The sequence below is a fragment of the Paraburkholderia largidicola genome (assembly GCF_013426895.1).
Classification (GTDB): domain Bacteria; phylum Pseudomonadota; class Gammaproteobacteria; order Burkholderiales; family Burkholderiaceae; genus Paraburkholderia; species Paraburkholderia largidicola.
In genome coordinates, this window is sequence record NZ_AP023174.1 from 969,287 (window position 1) to 992,803 (window position 23,517).

Sequence of the window (23,517 nt, forward strand, 5' to 3'; positions counted from 1 at the left end):
TCTGCCTCGTATCGGTGTTACGTCAAAAGGTGTAGGGAAAGCGCACGCCGATCACATAGTTCGGCGCGTCGGGCGTCATGCCGAACGACACCGAACCGTTGATCGTCAGATGCTTGTTCACTACGTGGTTCAGGCCAAAATTCATCACCGCTGCCGTGGTCTCGCTGCCCGGCACCTTTACGTAATCGCCGCCGGGCGCCTTGGTCTTCGACGCGGGCTGCAGCGCGAGCGTGTACGAGATGCTGGCCGAGTCCTTGTCGGAGAACGCGAGCGCGACGCCCGCGCCAAGCTGGAAGATGTCGCCGAGCTTGACGGTCGCGGGCTGCGTCTGCCCGGCGATCGACGAGATGTCCGAGAAGGAGCGCGCGATGTTGTACGTGTAGGACAGGCTGCCGAACAGCACGACGGGGTCGTAGGTTTTCAGTACCGACAGGCCCGCCGTCAGGTTCCAGAAGCCTGTGCCCGTTGGCAGCTTCGACGGCGCGACGAGGTTCGTGTTGTCGGGCTCGAGCTGCACGACCTTGATGCCGAACGGCGAGGTGCCCGTCGGCGCTTTCACACGCAGGCTGCCGACCACGTCGGGGATGTTGTTGGTTTCCTTCAGGATCTGGTAGTAGAACCCGAAGTTCATGTCGCCCACCGAGCTCGAGTTGACGGACGCATCCGACAACGTATTCGCCGCGCCGCCCGCGCCGCCGACGATGAACTGGCTATGCCGGTAGACGTACGGCACGTCGACGTCGACGCTGATGCGGTCCGTGAGGCCGTAGCGCACGTCGAGATCGGCCATCACCTGGTGCGACTTGGTCTGTCCCAGGTTGATGTTGCCGAGGAAGATCGCGTCGAGCGCGAGGAAGCCCGACAGCTGCAATTGCCGGCGATCGTAGTAGGTGTCGCTGATACCCCAGTCCAGCGTCAGCTTGTGGTCGAACAGCGGCGCGTGTTCGCGCTGCACGACAGCCTCTTCGGCCTGGGTGCGCACCGGCTCGGCGGCTTTCTGCGTCTGGCCGACGGCGCCTTCCGGCATGCCGGGGCCGCTCGCCTGCGCATTCGGATTGCTGGTGCCGGGCGAGCCCGCCGCCGTCGAGCCTTCCGGCGCGGGCGGATTGACGGGCACGCCCGTCGCGGTGCCCGTTGCATTGCCCGGCGCAGGCGCGCCCGGCGTCACCTGGGCGAGCGGCGGCAGCGGCATCGGCAGGCCATCCGCGCCCGGCTGCTCGGCAACGGCTTCGCTGCCGGCAGGCGCGCCATAGCCCGGCGCGCCGCGGCCTCGCTGCGACATTTCCAGATTCGTTACCTGCCGTTCGAGCGAGTGAATCTGACGCTGCTGCTCGTCGACGACGCGCATCAGCGTGTTGAGCCGTTCTTCGAGCGACTGGTTGTTGATGGCTTGTGCGGAAACCCCCTGCGACAGCGCGAACAGCATCGCAGCAGCAGGAATAGCCGCAAGTCGGACTCGCGGCTTCCTGCCTGTTGTGTCAATCATCATTATTCTTCCCCCGGTGAATCTGGCAGCACTTGGCTGGTTCTTATGCTTCGTGCCGCCGCTTTCTGTCCTACTTCTCCTCCTGATGACGCCTGTTGACGGGTGGCGGCCCGCCTTATCTCCTTGCGTTTACTGCGTTTTGCAGGGCTTGTAGTACGCCGGCCTGGCGCAGCATCGAGGACGACATCGGCGTCGTCTGCAACGACAGCTGCAACTGGTTGGCGACTTGCTGGTTATTGCCTGCAATCTGCAGTAGTTGAGCAATCGCGCCGGCCTGTTGCGCGTTGCTGGGTGCAATGGTTTGCGATGCGATGCCGGCAGGCGTCTGCAGCGCGACGGTCACGCCGCCGTTGCCGAACGAGATGCCTGCCTTGACGTTGCCCGAGGCATTCGAGGCCGCTGCGCTCTGCGCATTCGTGCCGCCTGCCAGCAGTTGCGGATTGTTGTTGAAGTCGATCGTCGCCGTGTTGAAGCCGGCGTTGCGATCGCCCGCCACCTGCGTGACCTGCGATACGCCGTTGACCGCGATGCGCTGTCCGCCGATCGTCTGGGCATTCGGGTCTGCGCCCGGATTGCCGCGGCCGTCGGTGACGCGCGCGAGCGTGTTGACGTTGGCCGTCAGCGCGTTCGATGCATCGCGTGCAACGGAGAGGCTGCCTTGCGCGAGCGCGTTCGCGCCGTTCGGCAACTGCCATTGCGAAAGTACGTTCAATACGAAACCGGAGATCATTTGTCCGCCCGCGCCTTTTCCGGTCTGCTGGGCGAGCACATCATCCCCGACGCTTTGCCACTGGATCGCCGCCGGCGCCACGTCGCGCGAACTCGAAAGGTCGGCGGCGAAAGCGCTGGTGGCGAGGCCGCACGCCGTGGCGATCAATGTCGCGAGACAGGTGCGGCGAGGCGGGTTGAGGTAGTGCTTCATGGGTGGTCAGAACAGGTCTGCCTTGATCAAGCCGTATTCGACAAAGGGAGTCGCGGCCGTGCCGTTGGCGAGCGCGCGCTCGCGCAGCCGCAAGGCCAGCGACTCGTTGTCCTGCAACAGCGGGGAATCCTCCCTGAAGGGTTTCCCGACGACTGCAAATACGAGCCCATTCCATGTCTTCGCGAAGTCCTCCTCGAGCAATATCCGGTTGCCGAGAGCGGGGTCCGCGATGAAGATGCGACCGTCCTGCGCGTGCTTGACGATCACGAAATGCTCATAGCCGTCGAGGTTCATCAGAACCATGACGGGCACCTGGAGGTGATACAGCGCATCCGTGTTCACCCGGAATCCGCGGCCCCGCAGCCCGATCGTCTCGACGAACTTCTTCATGTCGAGCATCGAGAAGCCGTTCTTCACCACTACCTCGGGCGTCGAGAAAACCATCATCCGGCGGATCAGCTCCGTCTCGGGAATCTCGATGCCGTAGCCGTACTTGAGTAGGGTTGCGAGCGCCGCCGCACCGCAGCTGTAATCGAACTGCTGGCTGACGATGTGGCGGTAACGCAGGTCCCTCATCGAGTGCACCGTTTTGGTAAGCGGAATACCTGCGAGGGTAGACGTGTCGACGGTCGCCTGTGCGTTCACTCGCGCACACATAGTGCAAGTAACGAGCGCAACGCCAGTGGCGGCGAGTCGAAACGCCGGGAACCGGTCAAACCCGGACATGCTGGTCTCCTGCCAAGTCGCGCCGGCGGCTGCATTGGCCGCCGGCGCATCCCGTATGGCTGCCTGTTTCAGCTGCCTTCGTTAGCGGCTGGTGTTCATCGAAGCGATCGCGAGCCCGTTGTGCTGCACGTTGCCCGCGCCGCCCGCGATGTTCACGCCGATGTTGCCCGTCGCGTGGCTGAGCGCGCCTGCGCCGAGCATCGCCGTGCCTTCGAACGAGCCGCGGAAGTCGACGCCCGCCGTTTGCGACGATTCATCCGTCGCCACCATGGCCGCGCTGCCGTGGCTGCGCGAGACCGTCGATGTCGAGGCCGCCATGCTGTTGTTCTGCACGTTGCTGATGCCCGACGCGACGTTCACGCCGACGTTGCCCGATGCGTACTGCAGCGAGCCGTCGCCCACGGATGCGTTCACGTTGAAGTTGTTGATGCTGGCCTTGCCGCCGGAGCTCTGGTTGTTGAAGACCTGAGCGTTGCCGAACACGTTGCCGGCATCGACGGAAGCGAGCGCTGCGTCGTTGCTCTGCGCGTTGTTGACGCCTTCCGCGATGTTGACGCCGATGTTGCCGCTCACGTTCTGCGCGGCGTTGCTGCCCGTCGTCGCCGTCAGGTTGCCCGCCTTCTGCGTGTTGATGTGCTGCGTGACCGAGCCATACACTTCGACATCCGTCTTCGAAACCGACGAGCTGAAGCCCCATTGCGCAGCGACGCTGTCGTGGGTCTTCGATTTCTCGACTTCATAGCCGCTCGACTGCTCGCCATAGGCCACATAACCGGAGCCCTGCTTGGCCTGGTAGCCCCACACCTTGCCCTGGCCCGAGGCTTCGACTGCGCCGAACGCGCCGCCGACCTGCTCGCTGTTGCTGTAGCTCGATTCCTTGTAGCCAGCCGACAGGCCGCCCGAGATGCTGGTATGACCCGATGCGGTGCCCGTCCACGGGTTGTAGTGCGAAGCGGTTTCATAGCTGGCGCCTGCGTGTCCGCCCGCCGAGATGTGGCCGCCCGAGTTCTGGCTTTCATGGCTGAAGCTGCCGCCGATGGCCGCTGCCTGCGCGCTGAACTCGAAGCCGCCGCCCTTGACCGAGCTGCTCTGGCTGCCGTACGCGTAGCCCGCGGATGCCTGATGGCCCTGTGCGCTATACGACTCGGACGAGTGCGAGGTCGACAGCGAAGCCCACGCATTGCCGCCGCCGTTGATCGACTTGTAGCTGTTGTCGATCCGCGTCGTGACGGAGCCGGACGTGTAGGACTGCGCGTTCGGGCTGAGCGAGGCGTTCGCGTAGGCATGCTGCGTGTTGTTGACGACGGCGCCCGCCGTGCTGGAGACGCCGACGCAGCCGAACAGCGTGACGAACCCTTCGATCCCGACGGCTTCTCCGACCAGCGTCGCATTGAAGATGAACGGGTTCTTCAGCGGGCTCGCGAAGGCGCTGGTGGAAGCGGCTGCGAGGACGGCTGCTGCAATAAGAGTGCGCTTCATGGTTTCGCTCCGATACTAGTTGTGGTCAGTTAGAAAAGAGTGCCCGCCGGGGGACGGAGCACAAAACTGTTCGCCGTTGCATTACCGGCTCCGGCAGTCTGGTTGATCTGCACGATTCCATTGACGTTCTTGAACGCATCGCTGGAAATGCTGGTCTCGCGGACGCCTTGTGGTGCGACCGCTCGACCCTGACCGCCGTTGTTCGCGGCCGTCGCGGATAGCACCCCATCCGGGACGGTCTCGACCCCAGGCGCGGCAGTGCCGAGCAGCACACTGTTGCGCTGGAGATTCCCTGCGCCCGCAGACTGGTTCACCATCACCGCTCCGGACGAATTCGAAAATGCGTTGCCTTCGATCGACGCGCGCGCGCTCGGTACCCGCGCCCGCGCGGTGGCGCTCTGCATGCTCGCGTTGTCGTTCGCGACGGCCTCGCCGTTGGTGATCGTCAGCTGGTTGGTTTGCGCGTTGTTCAGGCCCGCGGCCTGATTCACCGTGATCGCGCCCGTCGCGCTGACGGCGGCGCCTGTGGCGATGCTGGCGTCGCCGCTCACGCGTCCTGCCTGCTGTGCGTAGGAGGGTTGCGCGGCGAGCAGGGCGAGGGCCGCGAGCAGCGGAATCGGGCGAAGTAGCGTGTTCATTTGCCGAGGCCTCCGAGCGCGCCGCCCAGCGCCGTCGACAGCGGCGCAAGCGCGCCCGTCACCGACGACGAGATCGTGCCGCCGACGCCGGGCGCCGGCTGGCCGATGCCGCCCGAGTTGAGCGCGACGTTGTTGTTCGTGGTGTTGCCCGTCAGGATGCGCGTGACGGCCTGCAGGCCGGCGCCGCCCGCGACGTTTCTGTCGAGGCCCGTCGAGCCGTGCGCGTTGGTCAGGTCGGCGTCCGACGCGACTTGGGCCATCGTCGGGTTGAAGGTGTTGCCAGGGAAGGTCGAGACGCGCGCGCTGATCGGGTCCTGATCTTTCGGCACGGGCGCGTAGGCGATACGCGGCGCGATCTCGCGCTGCACGACGATGTCGCCCGGGTTCGCGGCCTGTGCGAAGGCTGCGCCCGCGAAGGCGGTGCACAGACCGGCGATGGCGGCCACCCGTGTCGAGAGCCGTGGCGCGCCGGTCTTGCCAACTGCGGTGCTGACTGCGCCGATGGCGCGGCTGCACAGCGTCCCCAATGAAGCGATCATTTTGTATGTCCCCGACTCGTCCAGTTTGGAGTGCGAAACAGTCTGCACTGGTCTCTTTTGTATTCGCTGTGGCGTTGCGGTGTTACTTTCTCTGGTAGTTCGCTACGTTACCTTGTGCGGCGCGGGCGGCATCGATGGGAATCGGCAGCGGTGAGGGCGGCGCGATTTCGTCCCACAGCGTCACGGCCGAACCGCGCATCAGCTGCGGCGTCGCTGCGACCATCACCATGCCGGTGGCGCCGCCGCGCTGGCGCGACAGCACCTGGTCGTCCAGCGCGAAATCGTTCATCGATGCGCTGTCGGCCGGTACGTTCAGAAACTGCCGGCCAGTCGAGTCGACCCCATCAGCAATATCTACTCCTGTCGTTGCGTCCGCGGTCATGTTCGATGTTTCGTCCGCGGTGGCTCCCGCCGGCTGTTGCACGGGTGCCGCTGTCGTCACGCTTGTCGCATCCGTGGTGGATTCCTGTGCGTATACATCGGCTGCACCGGCCGACATTGACGACAGCGCAAGTGCGATGCACACGGCGACGCCGGCCGGCAGCAGTGAAATGTGGTTCGAGTCGATGCGGAAAACGAGTCGCATGATGTCTCTCCTTGGTGCAGGACATTTAGCGAAACGTGTGCCATCTGCCGCAATCCATTGATGCAATTGGACGTGGCGAAATGGTTCGGGTGTCTGTCGAGTCAAATCGGACGTAAACGTTTCAGGTCTGAAACCTGGCGCTGAAAACACGCGGATTTCAAATCGATGCGTTAAGCGGGAGTCATGCGTAGTACGTTGATAAAAAAGTATGGTGAATGCGCTTCCACCGTTTTAATCGGTCCCCAATGGGCACGCCGATGCACCGCAAACCCTTACCGGACAAGGCTGAACGATTTAATTCGCATATTTGTTTTCGACGGCTCGCGCGTATAGTAAGCTCTCAACCACAGCACACGTTTTTAAAAAGCCCACTACTGGGCCGTTTCAATACACGCGCCGTTTTTCGGGGATCAGCTGTCCGTACGGAATGGAATGGCCGTTCGGTTTTCGCTGTTTGCGAATCCCGTGCGAATAGGCGTGCCTCTAAGCTAAATCCAGATCAGCACATGCCGTCATCCTTAACGTTCGTTGACGAGAGGATCTGAATAATGGAATCCGCCACGCGGCAACTGATTTACGTATCAAGAGATCCCAGCGCTGAGTTGAACTCGCGTTTTCATGAGCGCGGGTGGCATGTCGAAGTAGTCGGTTCGGCACGCGATGCCCGCCGCGCCGTACGCTCGGGGATGGCGGCGGGTGGTCTGCTCGATCTGTCGAGCTGTTTCCAGCAGCATGAAATCGCGGCGTTTGAATCGTGTTTGACCATGCCGAATGTCGGCTGGGTCGCCACCACGATGGCGGGCCAGTTACAGGACGCCGCATTGCGCCGGCTCGTGCGCGACTATTGTTTCGATTACGTAACCGTGCCTTATTCGGGCGACCGGATCGTCGATTCGGTGGGTCACGCATATGGCATGGTTTCGCTTGGCGAGCCAGCGTCGAATGACGCGTCGCAAGGCGGTTCCGAAGGCGAAATGGTCGGTTCGTGCGACGCGATGCTCGCGCTGTTCCGCTCGATCCGCAAGGTCGCGATGACCGACGCGCCCGTCTTCATTTCGGGTGAATCGGGCACTGGCAAGGAACTGACGGCGGTCGCCATTCACGAGCGCTCGTCGCGCCGCAACGCCCCGTTCATCCCGATCAACTGCGGCGCGATTCCGCCGCATCTGCTGCAATCGGAGCTGTTCGGCTACGAGCGCGGCGCGTTCACGGGCGCGAACCAGCGCAAGATCGGACGCGTCGAAGCGGCCAACGGCGGCACGCTGTTCCTCGATGAAATCGGCGACCTGCCGCTAGAAAGCCAGGCGAGCCTGCTGCGCTTCCTGCAGGAGCGTAAGGTCGAGCGGCTCGGCGGCCACGGCTCGATCGAAGTGGACGTGCGGATCATTTCGGCGACGCACGTCGACATGAACACGGCGATGATCGAAGGGCGGTTCCGCTCGGACCTGTATCACCGGCTGTGCGTGCTGCAGATCGACGAGCCGCCGCTGCGCGCGCGCGGCAAGGATATCGAGCTGCTTGCGCGGCATATGCTCGAACGTTTCAGGAAAGATGCGAGCCGCCGGCTGCGCGGCTTCGCACCCGACGCGATCGCGGCGCTCCACAACTACAGCTGGCCGGGCAACGTGCGCGAGCTGATCAACCGCGTGCGGCGCGCGATCGTGATGTCGGAAGGGCGGGCGATCACGGCGCGCGACCTCGAACTGGCCGAGTACGTCGAAATCGTTCCCGTGTCGCTTGCGCAGGCGCGCGAAGCCGCCGAGCGGCAGGCGATCGAACTGGCGCTGCTGCGTCATCGCGGCCGTCTGGGCGATGCCGCGCAGGAGCTGGGCATTTCGCGCGTCACGCTGTACCGGTTGTTGTGCTCGCACGGAATGCGGCATATGGAAAGCGAGCCACTTGCGCCACACGCCGAGATGCCGTCGACGATGCCGCATCTCTGAGCGCCCGGCCTCGCGGCCAACGGGCTGGTGTAAGGGCAAAAGCCCGGTCGATTGACCGGGCTTTTTTACGTTTGCGAAGCGCCTGTTCCTGAATGCCGGGTTCAGCCGTGCACGAAGCGCTCAGGCTTCAGATGGTTGCATTTGCGACCGTTCTCCTCGGCGCTACTCGCGCGTTCACGTGCGTTCGTCCGGCTTGCTAGAATCGGGTTTTTCCCAAAAACCGGTCCGGCGCGCCTGCGTCCTGCCGAAGGAACCCGCATGAAACAGTACCTCGACCTCGTCCGCACGATCCTCGATACCGGCAGCTGGCAGGAAAACCGCACCGGCATCCGCACGATCAGCATGCCGGGGGCGATGTTGCGCTTCGATCTGCAGCAGGGTTTCCCCGCCGTGACGACGAAGAAGCTCGCGTTCAAGTCGGCGATCGGCGAACTGATCGGCTTTCTGCGCGCATCGCGCAGTGCCGCCGATTTCCGTGCGCTCGGCTGCAAGGTCTGGGACGGGAACGCGAACGAAAACGCTCAGTGGCTCGCCAATCCGTACCGGCAAGGGCTCGACGACCTTGGCGACGTGTACGGCGTGCAGTGGCGCAAATGGCCCGCCTACAAGGTGCTCGATGCGACGGCGAGCGCGCAGCTCGAAGACGCGGCATCGCGCGGCTATGCGCCCGTCACCGAGTTCGAAGAAGACGGCGTGCGGAAGGTGCTGCTGTACAAAGCGATCGACCAGATTCGCCAGTGTCTCGACACGATCATGAACAACCCGTCCGACCGTCGGATTTTGTTTCATGCGTGGAATCCGGCCGTGCTCGAGGAAATCGCGCTTCCCGCGTGCCATCTGCTGTATCAGTTCCTGCCGAACGTTGCGAAGCGCGAAATTTCGCTGTGCCTGTATATCCGCAGTAACGACGTCGGGCTCGGCACGCCGTTCAACCTGACGGAAGGGGCGGCGCTGCTGCACCTCGTCGGCCGCCTGACGGGCTATACGCCGCGCTGGTTCACTTACTTCATCGGCGATGCGCATATCTATGAAAATCAGCTCGATATGTTGCAGCAGCAACTGATGCGCGATCCGTACGAAAGCCCGCAGTTCGCGATTTCGGAGCGCGTTCCCGACTATGCAAAGACGGGCGTGTACGAGCCTGAGTGGCTGGAGAAGATCGAGCCGTCCGATTTCTCGCTGGTCGGGTATCGCCACCATGAACCGCTGACGGCGCCGATGGCGATCTGATCTTCCAGCTGTATTCTTCGACTCGAACGAGAAAACGCCCGCCGCGATTCGCGGCGGGCGTTTCTGTTTGTGGCGTGACGCGGGTGCTTATCCGCGATGATGCTCGTCGTGTCCGCCGCCCGTGGTCCGCTGTTCCTGATGCGGCTGAGGTTGCGGTTGGGGTTGCGGATGCGGCTGTTGCACCTGCTGCGGCGGATGGGATTCCGGACGCGGTTGCGGCTGGGGACGCGGCTGAGGTTGCGGCTGTGGATGGAATTCCTGGCGAGCCTGCTGCTGCGGTTGTTGCGGTTGCGGATGAAACTCAGGACGCGGTTGAGGTTGCGGCTGCGGCCGGATTTCCTGACGCGCCTGCTGCTGCGGTTGCTGTGGTTGCGGATGAAACTCCGCGCGCGGCTGCGGTTGCGCTTGCGGTCGGAATTCCTGACGCGCCTGCTGCTGTGGTTGCGGCTGTGGCTGCGCGCGCATGTCGGCTCGCGGCTGCGGTGGCCCCTGAACCTGCTGCTGATGCATCTCCGGACGCGGTTGCGCCTGAGCTTGCTGCATCGGTGCGGGTTGCCCGCGCTGATCCTGCCCATGCGGCGTTTGTCCTTGTACGACGCCGCCGCCGAAACTAGTCCCCGGTCGCTGCGCCGGCTCACGTTGCTGCGCGACCTGACCCGGCTGTGACATCGGCGGACGCTGTCCGGCCGTCTGCGCCGCGCCGAACTGCTGCGGATTGCCGTGTTGCTGCGCCATCGGCGCATGGTGCTGTGTCCACGCGGGTTCATGCTGCTGTCCCGCGGCCATATCGGGACGTTGCGCGCTTCCGGGCTGACCCGGCTGTTGCAGCATCCCGTTCATCGGGCGGCCACCCGCAAATTGCGGCGGACGCGGTACGCCATTCCCCGGCTGCGCGGGCATGGCGTGCGGCTGGCCATTACCCTGCGCCTCGCCGCCCGGCCGCTGGCCATTCGGCGCGCCCGCCATCTGTCCCGGTACGAAGCCGTGTCCCGGCATGCCTGGCTGCTGCCCATTGCCTTGCGGCGTGCCGCCGCCGGGGCGCTGAGCGCCCGCACCGCCCGCCATCGGCGCACCCGGCATGACGCCAGGCATCTGCCCCGGCGCATGCGAGCGCACGACGCGAACATTCGCGACCGGCCCATTTCCGCCAACCGTCTGCGCACCGAAGCGCGCCGGCACCGATGTATGAACGATCGGCTCGCCTGCGCCCGGCACGCGTCCATGACCGCCTTGGGCGAAGTTCTGCGCGAGACGGTCATGAAACGCAGCCGGGACACTCGGGTTACGCGTACCGACGACCGGCCGCGCCATCACGTTCGCAGGCGGCCGATAAGCCGCGTTGCGCGTGCCCGGCCCGAAGCTCTGCCTGACGGGCGCTATGCCCGGCGCGCCTGCATTGAAGCGCGCGTTGCGCCATTGCCCGGGATCGACGCGGTGCGCAAAGCGATTGGTCGGCTGCCCGTGGACGAACGCTGTCGCGGGCATCGCTGTCACGGCGTTCGGCGCGCGATAGTTGATGTACGTGTTGTGGATGTTGTTATGGATATTCACCCGGTTGTTGACGATGACCGTGTTGTTCACGCGCTCGTAATAGCGCGGGCTCCAGTCATGATCGCGGCCCCAGTGCGGATGCCACGGCTCGCCGGGTCCGAGCGCGAACCACGCGAGACCGGCCGCCGCCGCGCCGCCGACAGCGAGGTTCACGCTCCAGTCGCTGCCGCCGCCGCCATCGCCGACGAAGGCAACGAGGGCAGGCGCATACACGGGCGGCTCGCTGACGGCGTCCTGTCCCGGTACCCAGGCCCACGAATCGTCGACATAAGCCCAGCGGCCATAGTGATACGGCGCAAAGCCCCACGGCGCGTCGTCGACCCATGTCCAGCCCCATGGCGCCTGCCAGGCCCAGTGGCCATCGCGATACGGCGCCCAGCCGGCCGGCTCCTGATTCGGTACCCACACCTGGCCATATTGCGGCGAGCTGCGCCACGTGCCGTTCGCATCGAGATCCTGATAGCCGGGCATTTCGCGCGATACATAACGTGCCGACACCGAGCGCTCCTCGGCCGCATCGCGACTCGCGGCCCACTGATCGAACGGATCGGCTCCGGGCGCGCCGCTGGCGGCCGCCTGCTGAAGGCTCGTGCCCGTGAACGTGACCTGTTGTCCGGCGCCGACGGGCACCTGGCCGTTGTCGCCATAGACGGTCGCGCTGCCGCTGCGCACCGTGACGGTAGTGCTGCTGCCATCTGGCGCGACATCGACGCGGTAGTCGCCGGGGCCGTTCAAGCCGAGCGCGAGGTTCGGCGTGTCGATCTCATACGACGAGCCGGGCGCGATCGCGCGCACACGCGTCGACAGCGTGCCTTGCGCGACTTTCAGCTGCGCGCTGTTGTCGTCGAGGTTCAGGATGTCGAGGCTGGTTTGCTCGCCCATGCGCACGGCTGTCGATCCGATATGCAGTTCGGAGCGGGCATTCTTGTCGTTCCACAACTGGTCGCCCGTCGTGAGCGGGCGGTTGACCTGCGCATATGACCAGTCGGACGCGCCCGCCGGTTCGGTCGTGACCGTGCCCGCCATGTAGTTCAGACGCGCGATGCGTCCGGGCGGGTCGCTATCCGGCGTGGCTTGCGCGTAGTTCGCGGGCGGCGGCGCGTCCTGCGCCACGGCGCTCTGCAACGCCAGCGAAGTCAGCGCGCCTGCCACGGCGAGCGCCACGAGCGAAGCGCGGCGCGCATCGCGTCGAAGGGCAGGGTTGGCGTGTCGGGATGTCGTACCGGGCGTGGTGAGTGATTTCATGGTTGTCGCTCCATCGGGCGCCGCGTCAGGCGGCGCCGTGTGAAATCACTGTACCTGTGGCCCCTGTTTCAAGGCGCTCTCATTTGTAAGCCACCCAGATGGCGCTGTAACAAAAGTTGTCGCGTGGATCGACTTGTCGGACGAATCGTTCGTCAGTGGGCCAGAAAAGCGTCGAACTGACGATGACCGACGGGCGTTACGCGCAGGATTCGCGGCCGGTCGGTGCGCTCGACCCAGCCCTGCGACGACCACGACTCGAGCAGCGCCGCCCCGAGCGCGCCGCCGAGATGCGGGCGCCGCTCGCTCCAGTCCGGGCAGGTGCAGGCGAAGCGCCGGCGGCGTCCGCGCTGCTGCGATACGTCGATGCCCCATTGCGCGAGCAGCGCCGCGCCGTCGGAGGTCGCTTCGAGCGCGTCGCCGTGGGCCGTCAGCAGGCCGCCGTCGATGAGCCGCTCGTAGACCCGCACGGCCACTTCGCCCGCCATGTGGTCGTAGCAGGTGCGCGCATAACGCATGTCGACGGGCACGGTGCGCGCCGGGCGCGGCACGGTGCGTTGCGGCGCCGTGGCTTGCGCGACGTTGGCGAGCGCCTCGATGGTCGACGCGATTTCTGCCGACGCGATCCGGAAATAGCGATGCCGGCCGCGCACTTCGAGCGCGAGCAGCCCGCCGTCCGTCAACCGCGCGAGATGCGCGCTCGCCGCCGATGGCGACAGGCCCGCGATCAGCGTCAGTTCGCCCGCGGGACGCGCGGTGCCGTCCATCAGCGCCCACAGCATCGCGGCGCGGCCCGGATCGGCGAGCAGCGCGCCGATGCGGCTCAGGCCGGGAAAGTGGCTCGGTTCGGAGGGAAACGCAGCGGCCATCAGGGTCTCCTGTTTCTGGTTTCGCTAGTCATGGCTCCACTCTAGGCGCAACGCGCATTCGATGTTTCAGGCTGTGGTGAAGCGTCGTATGCATTCTCGCGTGCGTCGCCGGGCGAGGCAATCTGCGGTCGTCAGACCAGACAGGCTAGAATCGAAAGGGCTTTCTTCCGTTTAGCGAACACAACGCAGTCATGAAAATCCTGTTTGCCGTGGTCATCGCCGTCGTCCTTTGCAGCGCTTGCGCGCAGGGCGGCTCGGGCTCGTCGTCGGCCGGGTCGGGCAGCATCACGATGTACGGCACGATCGACGAAGGCGTCACCTTCCGCAAGTGACACGTAGGCGGCATCCGGCGTCTCCGCTCGAATTGCGCATGCCAAACTGGCAGATGTGGCAGTAATTGATGCATCATTGGCCTTTCTGCCAAGGCGATCGATGTGACGATGCCGACATCGTCACCCAGCCTCGAGGCCACCGATGCCGCCATCTCCTACCGCCGCTCCCGCCGTCCGCAGCGACGTGCCGGGCCACGCCGACCCGCACGGCCGGCGCGCCGCGCGCGTGCTGGCTGTCTGCCAGGCGCTCTATACGTCGTCGGTATCGATCGATCTGACGCTCACGGGTCTCGTCGGCTACACGCTCGCCGCCGACAAGTCGCTGGCCACGCTGCCGTTTTCGCTGATCACCGTCGCCGCCGCGCTGACGACGGTGTTCGCGTCGTTTCTGATGGCGCGTATCGGCCGTCGCGCGGGCTTTCTGCTGGGCGCGGGCATCGGCGCGGCGGGCGGCGCGATCTCCGTGTACGCGATTTTTCAGCAGAGCTTCTGGGCGTTTTGCGCGGGCACGGCGACCGTCGGCGTGTTTCAGGCGTTCGCGCAGTACTACCGGCTCGCCGCAGCCGACGCCGTTCCCGCCGATGCCAAGAGCCGCGCGATCTCGACGGTGCTCACGGGCGGCGTCGTCGCCGCGGTGCTCGGGCCGGCGCTGGCGGCGTGGAGCAAGGACTGGCTCGCGCCCGTCGCGTTCGCCGGCTCGTATGCGCTCGTGACGGGACTCGGACTGCTGTCGATCGCGCTGCTGGCGAGCCTCTACCGCGATGCCGCGCCGCATATGGACGGCGCCGCGCACCGCGAACCCGCGCGGCCCTGGCGCGCGATCGTCCGTCAGCCGATCTTCGTGGCCGCGCTCGCGAACAATGCGCTCGGCTACGCCGTGATGATGTTCGTGATGACGGCGACGCCGATTGCCGCTGTCGCATGCGGGCACTCGATCGGCGATGGCGCGCAGATCATCCAGTGGCATCTGGTGGGCATGTTTGCGCCGTCGTTTTTCTCGGCGCGCCTGATCGCGCGCTTCGGCGTACTGCGTGTGATCGGCGCGGGCATCGTGCTGTCTGCGCTGTGCGGCGTGCTCGCGCTGCGCTCGACCGATCTGCCGCATTTCTACGCGGCGCTCGCGTGTCTCGGCGTCGGCTGGAACCTGATGTTCGTCGGCGGCACGACGCTGCTCGCGCAATCGTACCGGCCGTCCGAGCGCGCGAAGACGCAGGCGACGAGCGAATTTACCACCTTCGCGTTTTCTGCGCTCGGTTCGCTGTGCGCGGGGCAGATGCTTGCGCATCTCGGCTGGGCTGCCATCAACGTGGCAATCTTTCCGTTCCTCGCGCTTGCCGCGCTGGCAACGATCACATTTGCGTGGTCGCGCCGACGCGTGGTTGCGGCGTCGGGCATGTGAACGACCCAACCATGGCGCTTTAGGATCTATTGATGCCTCACGTTTCCGACGACACCCTCGACTCGCCTGCGCCGCAGGTGCGCCACATCGTGTTCGCTGTTGCGCCCGAACTCGTGCTGCTCGACGCATGCGGCCCGCTCGAAGCGTTTCATCGCGCCGAATTGACCATGCGGGATGCGCGCCGCGTGTCGCCGGCATCTGGTGAACGGGTTGAGCCGGTCGCCTATCGGACGACGGTCGCGTCGATCGACGGCGGCGTGCTCGACACGTTTCCCGGCTTGCCGGTGGTCACCCAGCGCCTCGATGCGCTCGACGACGAACCGATCGACACGCTGATCGTCCCCGGCATTCCCGTCGACGATCCGCGCACGCTGCAGCCCGCGCTGATCGACTGGATCGCGCGGCGCGCGCCGCATGTGCGGCGCGTCTGTTCGGTGTGCACGGGCGCGTTTTATCTCGCGGCTGCCGGCGTGCTCGACGGACGCCGCGCGACGACACACTGGCGCGACGCGCACCGCCTTGCGGAGCGTTTCCCCCGGGTGCATGTCGATGCCGAGCCGATCTTCATCCGCGAGCGGGTGAATGGCGTCGGCGTGGAGGACGATTCGCGCGCCGTGTGGACGTCGGCGGGCGTGACGGCGGGCATCGATCTGGCGCTTGCGCTGATCCAGGAAGATTTCGGGCATCCCGTCGCGATGCAGGTTGCGCGGCGCCTCGTCGTGTTCGTCAAGCGGCCGGGCGGGCAGTCGCAATTCAGCGCGGCGCTCGCAGCACAGACTTCGGCGGGCGGCGCGTTCGACGGGCTGCACGGCTGGATGGCGTCGAACCTGAACGGCGACCTGTCCGTCGAGCGGCTTGCCGAGGAAGCGCGCATGAGTCCGCGTACGTTCGCGCGCCGCTACGTCGACGAAGTGGGCCGCACGCCCGCGAAGACCGTATCGGCGATGCGGCTGGAAGCGGCGTCGCGGGCGCTGGCCGAGTCGCGCCGCCCGTTGAAGCGGATTGCGCTCGATTGCGGCTTCGGCAGCGAGCAGAACTTGCGGCGCGCGTTCATGCGCAGCTTCGGCGTGTTGCCGGTCGATTACCGCGAGCGCTTTGCGTCGGCACTGCGCTGAATCGAAGTGCGCGCGCGTCGAATGTGGCTCAAACCCCGATAGCACAGCGGCCGCCTTATTGCGCTCGTATAATCGGCTCCTTTCGATTTGTTTGACCGGAGTCAAGATGAGCACGCCTACCGCTGCGCCGCTGGATCGTTCAGAAACCACGTTCCGTTTCCTCGCCGAACCGACTTCGGTCAATTTCGGCGGCAAGGTGCACGGCGGCGCGCTGATGAAATGGATCGACGAAACCGCGTACGCGTGCGCGGCCGTCTGGTCGAGCCGCTACTGCGTGACGGTGAGCGTCGGCAATATCCGCTTTCGCCGGCCGATCCACGTCGGCAATCTGGTCGAGCTGCGCGCGCGCGTCGTCGCGACGGGGCGAACCAGCATGCACATCCACGTGTCGGTCTATGCCGGCGATCCGAAAGGCGGCGAACTGCTGCAAACCACCGACTGCCTCGTCGTGATGGTCGCCGTCAACGAGAATGGCAGCCCCGTGCCCGTGCCGTCGTTCGAGCCGCAAACCGACGAACACAAGGCACTCGCAAAGTACGCGATGGACGTGAAGGCCGCGCTCGATGCGATCGTCGACCTGAAGCCCGAGGAGGTGGCGCAGGGCAAGGTGTAAAGCAAGCCTGCGCCCCGAGGCTCTCTGCACGTTCGTAACGAGAGCCTCGCGGGAGGGAAGGCGTTCAGCGCTTCGCGTTGCCGACCATGTCGTGCGGGCGCACCCATTCATCGAACTGCTGTTCCGTCACATAGCCGAGCGCCAGCGCCGACGCCTTCAGCGTCGTGCCTTCCTTGTGCGCCTTCTTGGCGATCTTCGCGGCCTTGTCATAGCCGATGTGCGGATTGAGCGCCGTCACGAGCATCAAGGATTCGTTGAGCAACTGATCGACGCGCTCGCGGTTCGGCTCGATGCCGATTGCGCAGTTGTCGTTGAAGCTCTGCATGCCGTCGGCGAGCAGACGCACCGATTGCAGCACGTTGTGCGCGATCATCGGCCGGAACACGTTCAATTCGAAGTTGCCGCTCGCGCCACCGATGTTGACGGCCACGTCGTTGCCGAACACCTGACAGCACAGCATCGTCACCGCTTCGGATTGCGTCGGGTTCACCTTGCCCGGCATGATCGAGCTGCCAGGCTCGTTTTCGGGAATCGACAGTTCGCCGAGGCCGCAGCGCGGACCGCTTGCGAGCCAGCGGACGTCGTTGGCGATCTTCATCATGCTCGCCGCGAGCGTCTTCAGCGCGCCGTGCGCGAACACCAGCGCGTCGGCGGCGGCCATCACCTCGAACTTGTTCGGCGCGGATACGAAGGGGAGGCCCGTCAGCCGGCCAATCGCCGCTGCCACGTCATCGGCGAATTTCGGATGCGCGTTGAGCCCGGTGCCGACAGCCGTGCCGCCTTGCGCCAGTTCATACAGATGCGCGAGCGCCGATTCGACATGCTTCGCGCCGTGATCGAGCTGCGCGACATAGCCGGAGAATTCCTGGCCGAGCGTGAGCGGCGTCGCGTCCTGCAAGTGCGTGCGGCCGATCTTCACGATATCGGCGAATGCCTTCGACTTTTTATCGAGCGTCTCGCGCAGCGCCTTCAGCGACGGTTGCAGATGCTTGACGATGCCGACGGCAGCCGCCACGTGCATCGCCGTCGGGAACACGTCGTTCGACGATTGCCCGCGATTCACGTCGTCGTTCGGATGCACGAGGCGCGCTTCGCCGCGCTCGCCGCCCATCAGCTCGCTCGCACGGTTGGCGATCACCTCGTTGAGATTCATGTTGGTCTGCGTGCCGGAGCCCGTCTGCCAGACCGCGAGCGGAAATTCGTCGGGGTGCTTGCCTTCGATGATCTCGTCGGCGGCGGCCATGATCGCCTTGGCCTTGGTCGCATCGAGCACGCCGAGGGCGAGGTTCACTTCGGCGGCGGCGCGCTTGATGATCGCGAGCGCGGTGACCAGTTCGGGCGACTGCTTTTCCGTCGAGATCTTGAAGTTCTGCAGCGAACGCTGCGTTTGCGCCCCCCACAATTTCGCGTTCGGCACGGCGATTTCGCCGAACGTATCGCGTTCCATGCGTACATCTTCGGTCATGTTCTACTCCGCTTGACTAGGTGATCGGAAGGCTTCCGGGAAAGTGGCGCGCTCTGCACTCAGTTTGCAATCTGTCTGCACGTGAGACGGCGCCGTTATAACTGCTCGTCGACTGGCAGCAACAAGAATAGACCCGTCAGCGCATTACGGTAAAAGCCCGCGCCGGGATCGAGGTTGTAGCGGCGCAGCTGGCCGTTTTCCTCGTCGGTCCAGACGAGCTTCGCCTGCGGCGTCGCCGAGTAGCGCAGCACGGCCAGTTCGGAGGGCGTGGCGAGCGTCACGTGATAGCTGACGGCGGGCGCCGTCGCCTTGTCGAAGAGCTGGGCGACCTGGTCGGCGAGCGGCGGGCTGTGGATCACGAGCGCAAGCTCCGTGTTCAGATGCGCCGAGCGCGGATCGAGATTCATCGAGCCGATCACCAGCGTCTTGCGGTCGATCACGTAGGTTTTCGCATGCAGGCTCGCTTTCGATTGCGAGCCGAACAGGCCGGCCCTCGGCGCCGCGTCGCCGGGCGTCGGCTTGAACTCGTACAGCTGCACGCCGCGCGCCAGCAGCGGCACGCGGTACGGGCTGTAGCCCGCCTGCACGGCGACGGCGTCCGTCGCGGCGAGCGAATTGGTCAGCACCTTGACGGCGACGCCGCGCTGCGTCAGCTGGCCGAGCGCGTCGACGCCCGCCTGGTGCGGCACGAAATACGGCGACGTGATGAGGAATTCCTGCTGCGCGTCGTGCATCAGTTCGATGAGCCGCTGCATCGGCGGGCTCTTGTACTGATCGGCGGGCAGCTTCATTTTTTCGGGGGAATCGACCTTGAACTCGGCGTTCGCCCACACGAGGCCCAGTCCATCTTTCGCGATCTGCGTGGCGAGCGGCGTCGCGTTCAGCGGCTTCGCGTTATACGGATCGGCGTTCTTGCGCCAGTGCGCGCGCAGTTCGTCGCGCATGGCGTCGAGTTCGTGCGGATCGAATTTCTGCTTGTTCAGTGCGCGTAAAGGGTAGGCGTTGCTGTCGTTCCAGTACGCGTCGAAGCTCGTCGAGATATCGGTTGTGATCGGGCCTGCCGTCAGCACGTCGATATCGCGGAACTGCAGCGTCGGGCTCGCGCTGAAGTATTCATCGCCGAGATTGCGGCCGCCGACGATCGCGATCTGGTTGTCCGCGATCATCGCCTTGTTGTGCATGCGCCGCGTGAACGCGCCGATCTGCGTGAAGAAGTTCTGGCTGCGCTGATAGAAGCTCGTTTCCGAACTGCCAAACGGGTTGAAGACGCGGATCTCGATCTTGTCGTGCGAGTTCAGCGCGGCCATCACGCGGTCGATGTCCTTGAAGTTCAGATCGTCGACCAGCATGCGCACGCGCACGCCGTGGTCCGCCGCGTAGAGGGCAGCGGCGAGCAGCAGCTTGCCCGTCGTGTCTTCTTCGGCGATGTAGTACTGCATGTCGAGCGTCTTCGTCGCAGCGCGTGCGAGCGCGATGCGCATCTGCAGCGCTTCCGTGCCGTCGGACAGCACGCGAAAGCCCGACTGGCCCGGATGCGCGCGCTCGGGCGCGGCGAGCGCGGCGGCGAGCGGGGTGGCGTCGGTGGCGGGCAGCGCGTGCGTGACGGGGCGCTCGAACGCAGTGGCCGGCGGGCGCGTCGCGCAGGCGGTCAGCAGCATCGCCGAGACGATGAGCGCGAACGCGCGCGTGAGCAACGGGCCGGACGCGTGGCGCGAGATTCGGATATTGCGTTGCTGCTGTTGATGCTGCGATGCGATGGCGTCGTTCGTCTTATCAACCGACACGCTGGTTTCCTCCACTTGAGCGGCACGGATCGTCGTGGCGTCGTCCATCGACCCGGACCATTCTACGGGGAATCGTTAATGCGGGTCGGATAGCGACGCAGTCCGCAACGCAAAGAGCGTGCCTGGCGCTGATGAGCCGGGGCGGCGTCTGGCGGGCAAAGGCGGCCGTGACACGCGGCGCGCTGTCGAGCGCGCCTGCCGTGTCAGGAAGAAACGGGAAGGAGGCGTTGGACAGGCTTAGACGCGTTCACGGGCGAGCGCGTTTGCGTCCTGATCGGCTGTCGAGCCTTTGGCCGGGCGACCTGCCCAGTAGCCTGCGAGCATCGAGCCCGACAGGTTGTGCCACACCGAGAAGAGTGCGCCTGGCAGCGCGGCGATCGGCGTGAAGTAGAGCTTGCCGAGCGTCGCGGCGAGGCCCGAGTTCTGCATGCCGACTTCGATCGCGAGCGTGCGGCACACGGCTTCGTCGAAGCCGAGCAGGCGTCCGCCCCAATAGCCGCCGAGCAGGCCGATGCCGTTATGCAGCACCACGCCCAGCGCAACGACGAGTCCCACCGATGCAATGCTCTTCTGCGTGCCGCCCACCACGGCCGCGATGATCAGCAGGATCGACACCATCGAAACCAGCGGCAGCAGGGGCTCGATCTTGCGCACGAGCTTGCCGGCGAGATGATTGACGACGAGGCCGACGATGATCGGCAGCGCGACGATTTGCAGGATGCTCATCAGCATGCCGTGCACGTCGACGGCGATCGACGCATCGACATAGAGGCGCGTGAGCAGCGGCGTCGCGAAAACGCCGACGAGGGTCGATAGTGCGCTGATCGTGACGGACAGCGCGACGTCGCCGCGCGCGAGATAGATCATCACGTTCGACGCTGTGCCGCTTGCTACGCTGCCTACCAGCACCATGCCGGCGGTCAGATCGGGCGGCATGCGCAGTGCTTTTGCGATGACCCACGCGGCGAGCGGCATCACGAGGTAGTGCAGCACGATGCCTGCGACGACGGGTGCCGGACGCGTGAAGACGCGGCGGAAATCGTTGATGGAGAGCGTGACGCCCATCGACAACATGATGATCGTGAGCAGTGTCGTGACGTGCGGGGCGATGCCCGTTACCGAGGACGGCGAGAAGTAGGCGGTTAGCGAGGCCAGCACGGCCCACAGAGGGAAGAGTCGGGTGATGCGGGCAAGCATTGAAAGTGGTCCTCGAGGGGTCGTTTTTTTCGCCTGGATGCGGCGGGCATTTTACCTGTTGGGGTGGGGTTGTTTCTGGTTTGGGTTTGGGTTTGGTTTGTTGTTTCGCTGGCATCCGCGTTTTGTTATTGGTGCTTCAAGCGTTGCCCCTGTGCGGGGCGGCACCTACTTTTCTTTGCCGCCGCAAAGAAAAGTAGGCAAAAGAAAGCGGCTCACACCGCCAGCACGTGTGCTTATCCACGGGCCCCCAACGTCCCCTCGCTTCATACGGCAACGTCCTCGTTTGCGTGCATTGCCAACGCTCTGAACGTGCGCCTCACCCACTTCACACACCCGTACACGAACCAGCGGCAGCGAATGGTTTATGCCGCCCAGGTGGCAAACTGTGTGTTGGTTGTCGCGTTGTATAGCCTGGCGCGCTTACATGGTGGAGCGCATGCGCTATCGGTCCGAAGTGAGGCGGGTGGAGCACCTGGGCCTACACACAGTTTGCCACCTGGGCGGCAGAGGACTGTCTGGCACGGCGTGCTGTAGTGCGGGAGCGTGAAGCGGGTGAGGCGCTCTTTTAGAACGTTGGCAACGAACGTGGGTCACGTGGTTGCCGTGTGAAGCGTAAGAACCTTTGGGGGCCCTCAGGCAAGAACAAGGATTGGCGGTGTGAGCCGCTTTCTTTTGCCTACTTTTCTTTGCGGCGGCAAAGAAAAGTAGGTGCCGCCCCGCACAGGGGCAACGCTTGAAGCACCAATAACAAAACGCGGATGCCAGCGAAAACCCAAGCAAACCGAACCAACCCAAACCGCCCTTGCCGCAAAGCCAAAAAATTCACTCTCCTGCGGCAACGCCGCCCTCAAACCGTAAACTCTTGCGATGAAACCGCAAAGTCATCAACAACGCCACACTCGCGAGCCCGGCGGCGAGCCCCCACCATAACCCCCGGGCGCCAAGCCCAAAATGAAACGCGAGCGTATAGCCAGTCGGAAACCCGATCCCCCAATACCCGAACGCTGCCGCAATCATCGGAACCCGCGTGTCCTTCAGCCCGCGCAAGCACCCCGACCCAACCGTCTGCATTCCATCGACAATCTGAAAAATCGCCGCCACGGCCAACAACGAACTGGCTAGTGCCACAGTCGGCGCATTAGCGGGATCGTCCAGATGCAAATACAGCCCGACAATGAACCGCGGCGCGGTGATCAAAAACAGCCCGGACAGGCACATGAACGCAACACCCAGCCCCAGCGCGACGAACCCCGCATGGCGCGCAGCCAGCGGTTGGCCCGCGCCCGACCAGAACCCGACGCGCACGTTCGCCGCCTGACCGATCGCGAGCGGCACCATGAACGCCACCGAGGCCACATTCAGCGCGATCTGATGCGCCGCCAGCTGCGATTCGCCAAGCAGTCCAACCATCAGTCCCGTGGCAAGAAACAACATCGACTCGACGCCATACGTGATTGCCACCGGCCAGCCTATGCCAAACAGTTCGCCCATCAGCGGCACGTTCGGCCGCGTGGCCGTGACGAAATGCCGGAAGCGCGGCCGCAGATGCAGCAGACCCATCAGCGTCAGCGCCGTGAGCCACACGGTGATCGTCGTTGCGACGGCCGAGCCGATGAAGCCGATTCGCGGCAAGCCGTACGCGCCATGGATCAAGCCATAGTTCAGAAAGCCATTGATGAACACGCCGCCAATCGACACCCACAGCAGCCGCCGCGCCGCGCCGATCGCCGGCAGGAACGAGCGCATCAGGCCAATCCCGATCAGACTGGCAGGCGCGCCCCAACGCAGCACCGCGCAGTATTCGCCGACGTTGTGCGCGAGCAGCGCCGGCTCGCCGAACGCCATCATGATCGGTGCCGCGAACGACAGCAGCGCGAACGCCGGCACGGCCAGCAACAACGACAGCAAAAAGCCCGTCCAGTAGATATGCGGCACGCGATCCTCGGCCTGCGCGCCGCGCGCATGCGACACGCTCACGCTGACGGACGTCAGCACGCCCTGCAGCAGCGTCACGACGACGAAGAACAGATTCGCGCCGAGCCCGCCTGCCGCGAGCGCGTCAGGGCCGAGCGAGCCGAGCAGGACCGTGTCGGTGACGCTCATCGCCATCTGCGACAGCTGCGCAATGGCGAGCGGGGCGGCGAGGCGCGCCGTGTCGGCGGCATGACGCGAAAGCGTGGGCGGCCCGCTGAGCGCGCGGGACATTCCGGTTGGATTCATGTTCGAAGCGCTGTTGCGCGAAAGGGCGGCACGCTCGGCAAGTGCGCCGCGCACCGTTTGTTTTTCTGTCCAGACGGACAGCTTATTGCGGGAACGCGGTGCTGTCGATCAACAGGCACACTTTTGGTGCGGGTTTGCGGCGGCAGCAATGACGTCGCTTGATGCCAGCCGCATATCTCGC

Annotated in this window: 19 protein-coding genes; 6 read left to right on the forward strand and 13 right to left on the reverse strand. The window is 65.0% G+C overall.

The features are described 5' to 3' along the window. Positions 1 to 22: 22 nt before the first annotated feature. The 7 genes from PPGU16_RS04345 to PPGU16_RS04375 form a co-directional block, all read right to left on the reverse strand. Positions 23 to 1,489, reverse strand: coding sequence for a hypothetical protein (locus PPGU16_RS04345; protein WP_180721862.1), 1,467 nt, complete (start codon positions 1,487 to 1,489; stop codon positions 23 to 25). Between the two features lie 112 nt (positions 1,490 to 1,601). Further along, positions 1,602 to 2,408: a peptidase C39 gene (locus PPGU16_RS04350; RefSeq protein ID WP_180721863.1), complete on the reverse strand. Its 807-nt coding sequence runs from the start codon at positions 2,406 to 2,408 to the stop codon at positions 1,602 to 1,604. 6 nt (positions 2,409 to 2,414) lie between these two features. After that, positions 2,415 to 3,134: a C39 family peptidase gene (locus tag PPGU16_RS04355; RefSeq protein ID WP_180721864.1), complete on the reverse strand. Its 720-nt coding sequence runs from the start codon at positions 3,132 to 3,134 to the stop codon at positions 2,415 to 2,417. 81 nt (positions 3,135 to 3,215) lie between these two features. Next, complete coding sequence (locus PPGU16_RS04360; protein ID WP_180721865.1) at positions 3,216 to 4,613, reverse strand: FapB/FapC family functional amyloid domain-containing protein; 1,398 nt, start codon at positions 4,611 to 4,613, stop codon at positions 3,216 to 3,218. A 29-nt stretch (positions 4,614 to 4,642) separates the two neighbouring features. Then, on the reverse strand, positions 4,643 to 5,251 hold the full coding sequence (locus tag PPGU16_RS04365) for a FapB/FapC family functional amyloid domain-containing protein (RefSeq protein ID WP_180721866.1): 609 nt from the start codon (positions 5,249 to 5,251) through the stop codon (positions 4,643 to 4,645). Next, positions 5,248 to 5,790, reverse strand: a complete 543-nt coding sequence (locus PPGU16_RS04370) for a FapA family amyloid fibril periplasmic chaperone (RefSeq protein ID WP_180721867.1) — start codon at positions 5,788 to 5,790, stop codon at positions 5,248 to 5,250. Before PPGU16_RS04370 ends, PPGU16_RS04365 begins: the two co-directional genes overlap by 4 nt. An 82-nt stretch (positions 5,791 to 5,872) precedes the next feature. Next, the gene (locus tag PPGU16_RS04375; RefSeq protein WP_180721868.1) at positions 5,873 to 6,376 is read right to left on the reverse strand and encodes a hypothetical protein; all 504 of its coding nucleotides are present in this window, start codon (positions 6,374 to 6,376) and stop codon (positions 5,873 to 5,875) included. A gap of 548 nt (positions 6,377 to 6,924) precedes the next feature. On the opposite strand from PPGU16_RS04375, the gene PPGU16_RS04380 reads away from it, so the two are divergent. Continuing rightward, complete coding sequence (locus PPGU16_RS04380; RefSeq protein ID WP_180721869.1) at positions 6,925 to 8,319, forward strand: sigma-54 dependent transcriptional regulator; 1,395 nt, start codon at positions 6,925 to 6,927, stop codon at positions 8,317 to 8,319. 258 nt (positions 8,320 to 8,577) lie between these two features. Beyond that, a complete protein-coding gene (locus PPGU16_RS04385) occupies positions 8,578 to 9,549 on the forward strand; it encodes a thymidylate synthase (RefSeq protein ID WP_180721870.1) in 972 nt (323 codons plus the stop codon). Between the two features lie 87 nt (positions 9,550 to 9,636). Here PPGU16_RS04385 and PPGU16_RS04390 read toward each other — a convergent pair whose 3' ends face one another. Together PPGU16_RS04390 and PPGU16_RS04395 are read right to left on the reverse strand one after the other, a co-directional pair. Then, entirely contained in the window at positions 9,637 to 12,345 is a 2,709-nt protein-coding gene (locus tag PPGU16_RS04390; protein WP_180721871.1) for a DUF6600 domain-containing protein, read from the reverse strand. A gap of 152 nt (positions 12,346 to 12,497) precedes the next feature. Continuing rightward, positions 12,498 to 13,211: an ArsR/SmtB family transcription factor gene (locus tag PPGU16_RS04395; RefSeq protein WP_180721872.1), complete on the reverse strand. Its 714-nt coding sequence runs from the start codon at positions 13,209 to 13,211 to the stop codon at positions 12,498 to 12,500. Positions 13,212 to 13,402: 191 nt separating this feature from the next. Here PPGU16_RS04395 and PPGU16_RS04400 point away from each other — a divergent pair, with 191 nt between their 5' ends. From PPGU16_RS04400 to PPGU16_RS04415, 4 genes are all read left to right on the forward strand, one after another. Further along, entirely contained in the window at positions 13,403 to 13,543 is a 141-nt protein-coding gene (locus PPGU16_RS04400; RefSeq protein ID WP_007588226.1) for a hypothetical protein, read from the forward strand. A gap of 142 nt (positions 13,544 to 13,685) precedes the next feature. Beyond that, on the forward strand, positions 13,686 to 14,942 hold the full coding sequence (locus PPGU16_RS04405; RefSeq protein WP_180721873.1) for an MFS transporter: 1,257 nt from the start codon (positions 13,686 to 13,688) through the stop codon (positions 14,940 to 14,942). Between the two features lie 32 nt (positions 14,943 to 14,974). Continuing rightward, complete coding sequence (locus tag PPGU16_RS04410; protein ID WP_180721874.1) at positions 14,975 to 16,057, forward strand: GlxA family transcriptional regulator; 1,083 nt, start codon at positions 14,975 to 14,977, stop codon at positions 16,055 to 16,057. 106 nt (positions 16,058 to 16,163) lie between these two features. Next, a complete protein-coding gene (locus tag PPGU16_RS04415; protein WP_035990128.1) occupies positions 16,164 to 16,670 on the forward strand; it encodes an acyl-CoA thioesterase in 507 nt (168 codons plus the stop codon). Positions 16,671 to 16,734: 64 nt separating this feature from the next. Here PPGU16_RS04415 and fumC read toward each other — a convergent pair whose 3' ends face one another. From fumC to PPGU16_RS04435, 4 genes are all read right to left on the reverse strand, one after another. Next, entirely contained in the window at positions 16,735 to 18,135 is a 1,401-nt protein-coding gene (fumC, locus tag PPGU16_RS04420) for a class II fumarate hydratase (protein ID WP_180721875.1), read from the reverse strand. Positions 18,136 to 18,230: 95 nt separating this feature from the next. Further along, on the reverse strand, positions 18,231 to 19,919 hold the full coding sequence (locus PPGU16_RS04425; RefSeq protein ID WP_180722543.1) for a phospholipase D family protein: 1,689 nt from the start codon (positions 19,917 to 19,919) through the stop codon (positions 18,231 to 18,233). A gap of 237 nt (positions 19,920 to 20,156) precedes the next feature. Then, positions 20,157 to 21,116, reverse strand: a complete 960-nt coding sequence (gene panS, locus PPGU16_RS04430) for a ketopantoate/pantoate/pantothenate transporter PanS (protein ID WP_180721876.1) — start codon at positions 21,114 to 21,116, stop codon at positions 20,157 to 20,159. 822 nt (positions 21,117 to 21,938) lie between these two features. Beyond that, complete coding sequence (locus PPGU16_RS04435; protein ID WP_180721877.1) at positions 21,939 to 23,336, reverse strand: MATE family efflux transporter; 1,398 nt, start codon at positions 23,334 to 23,336, stop codon at positions 21,939 to 21,941. Positions 23,337 to 23,517 lie beyond the last annotated feature (181 nt).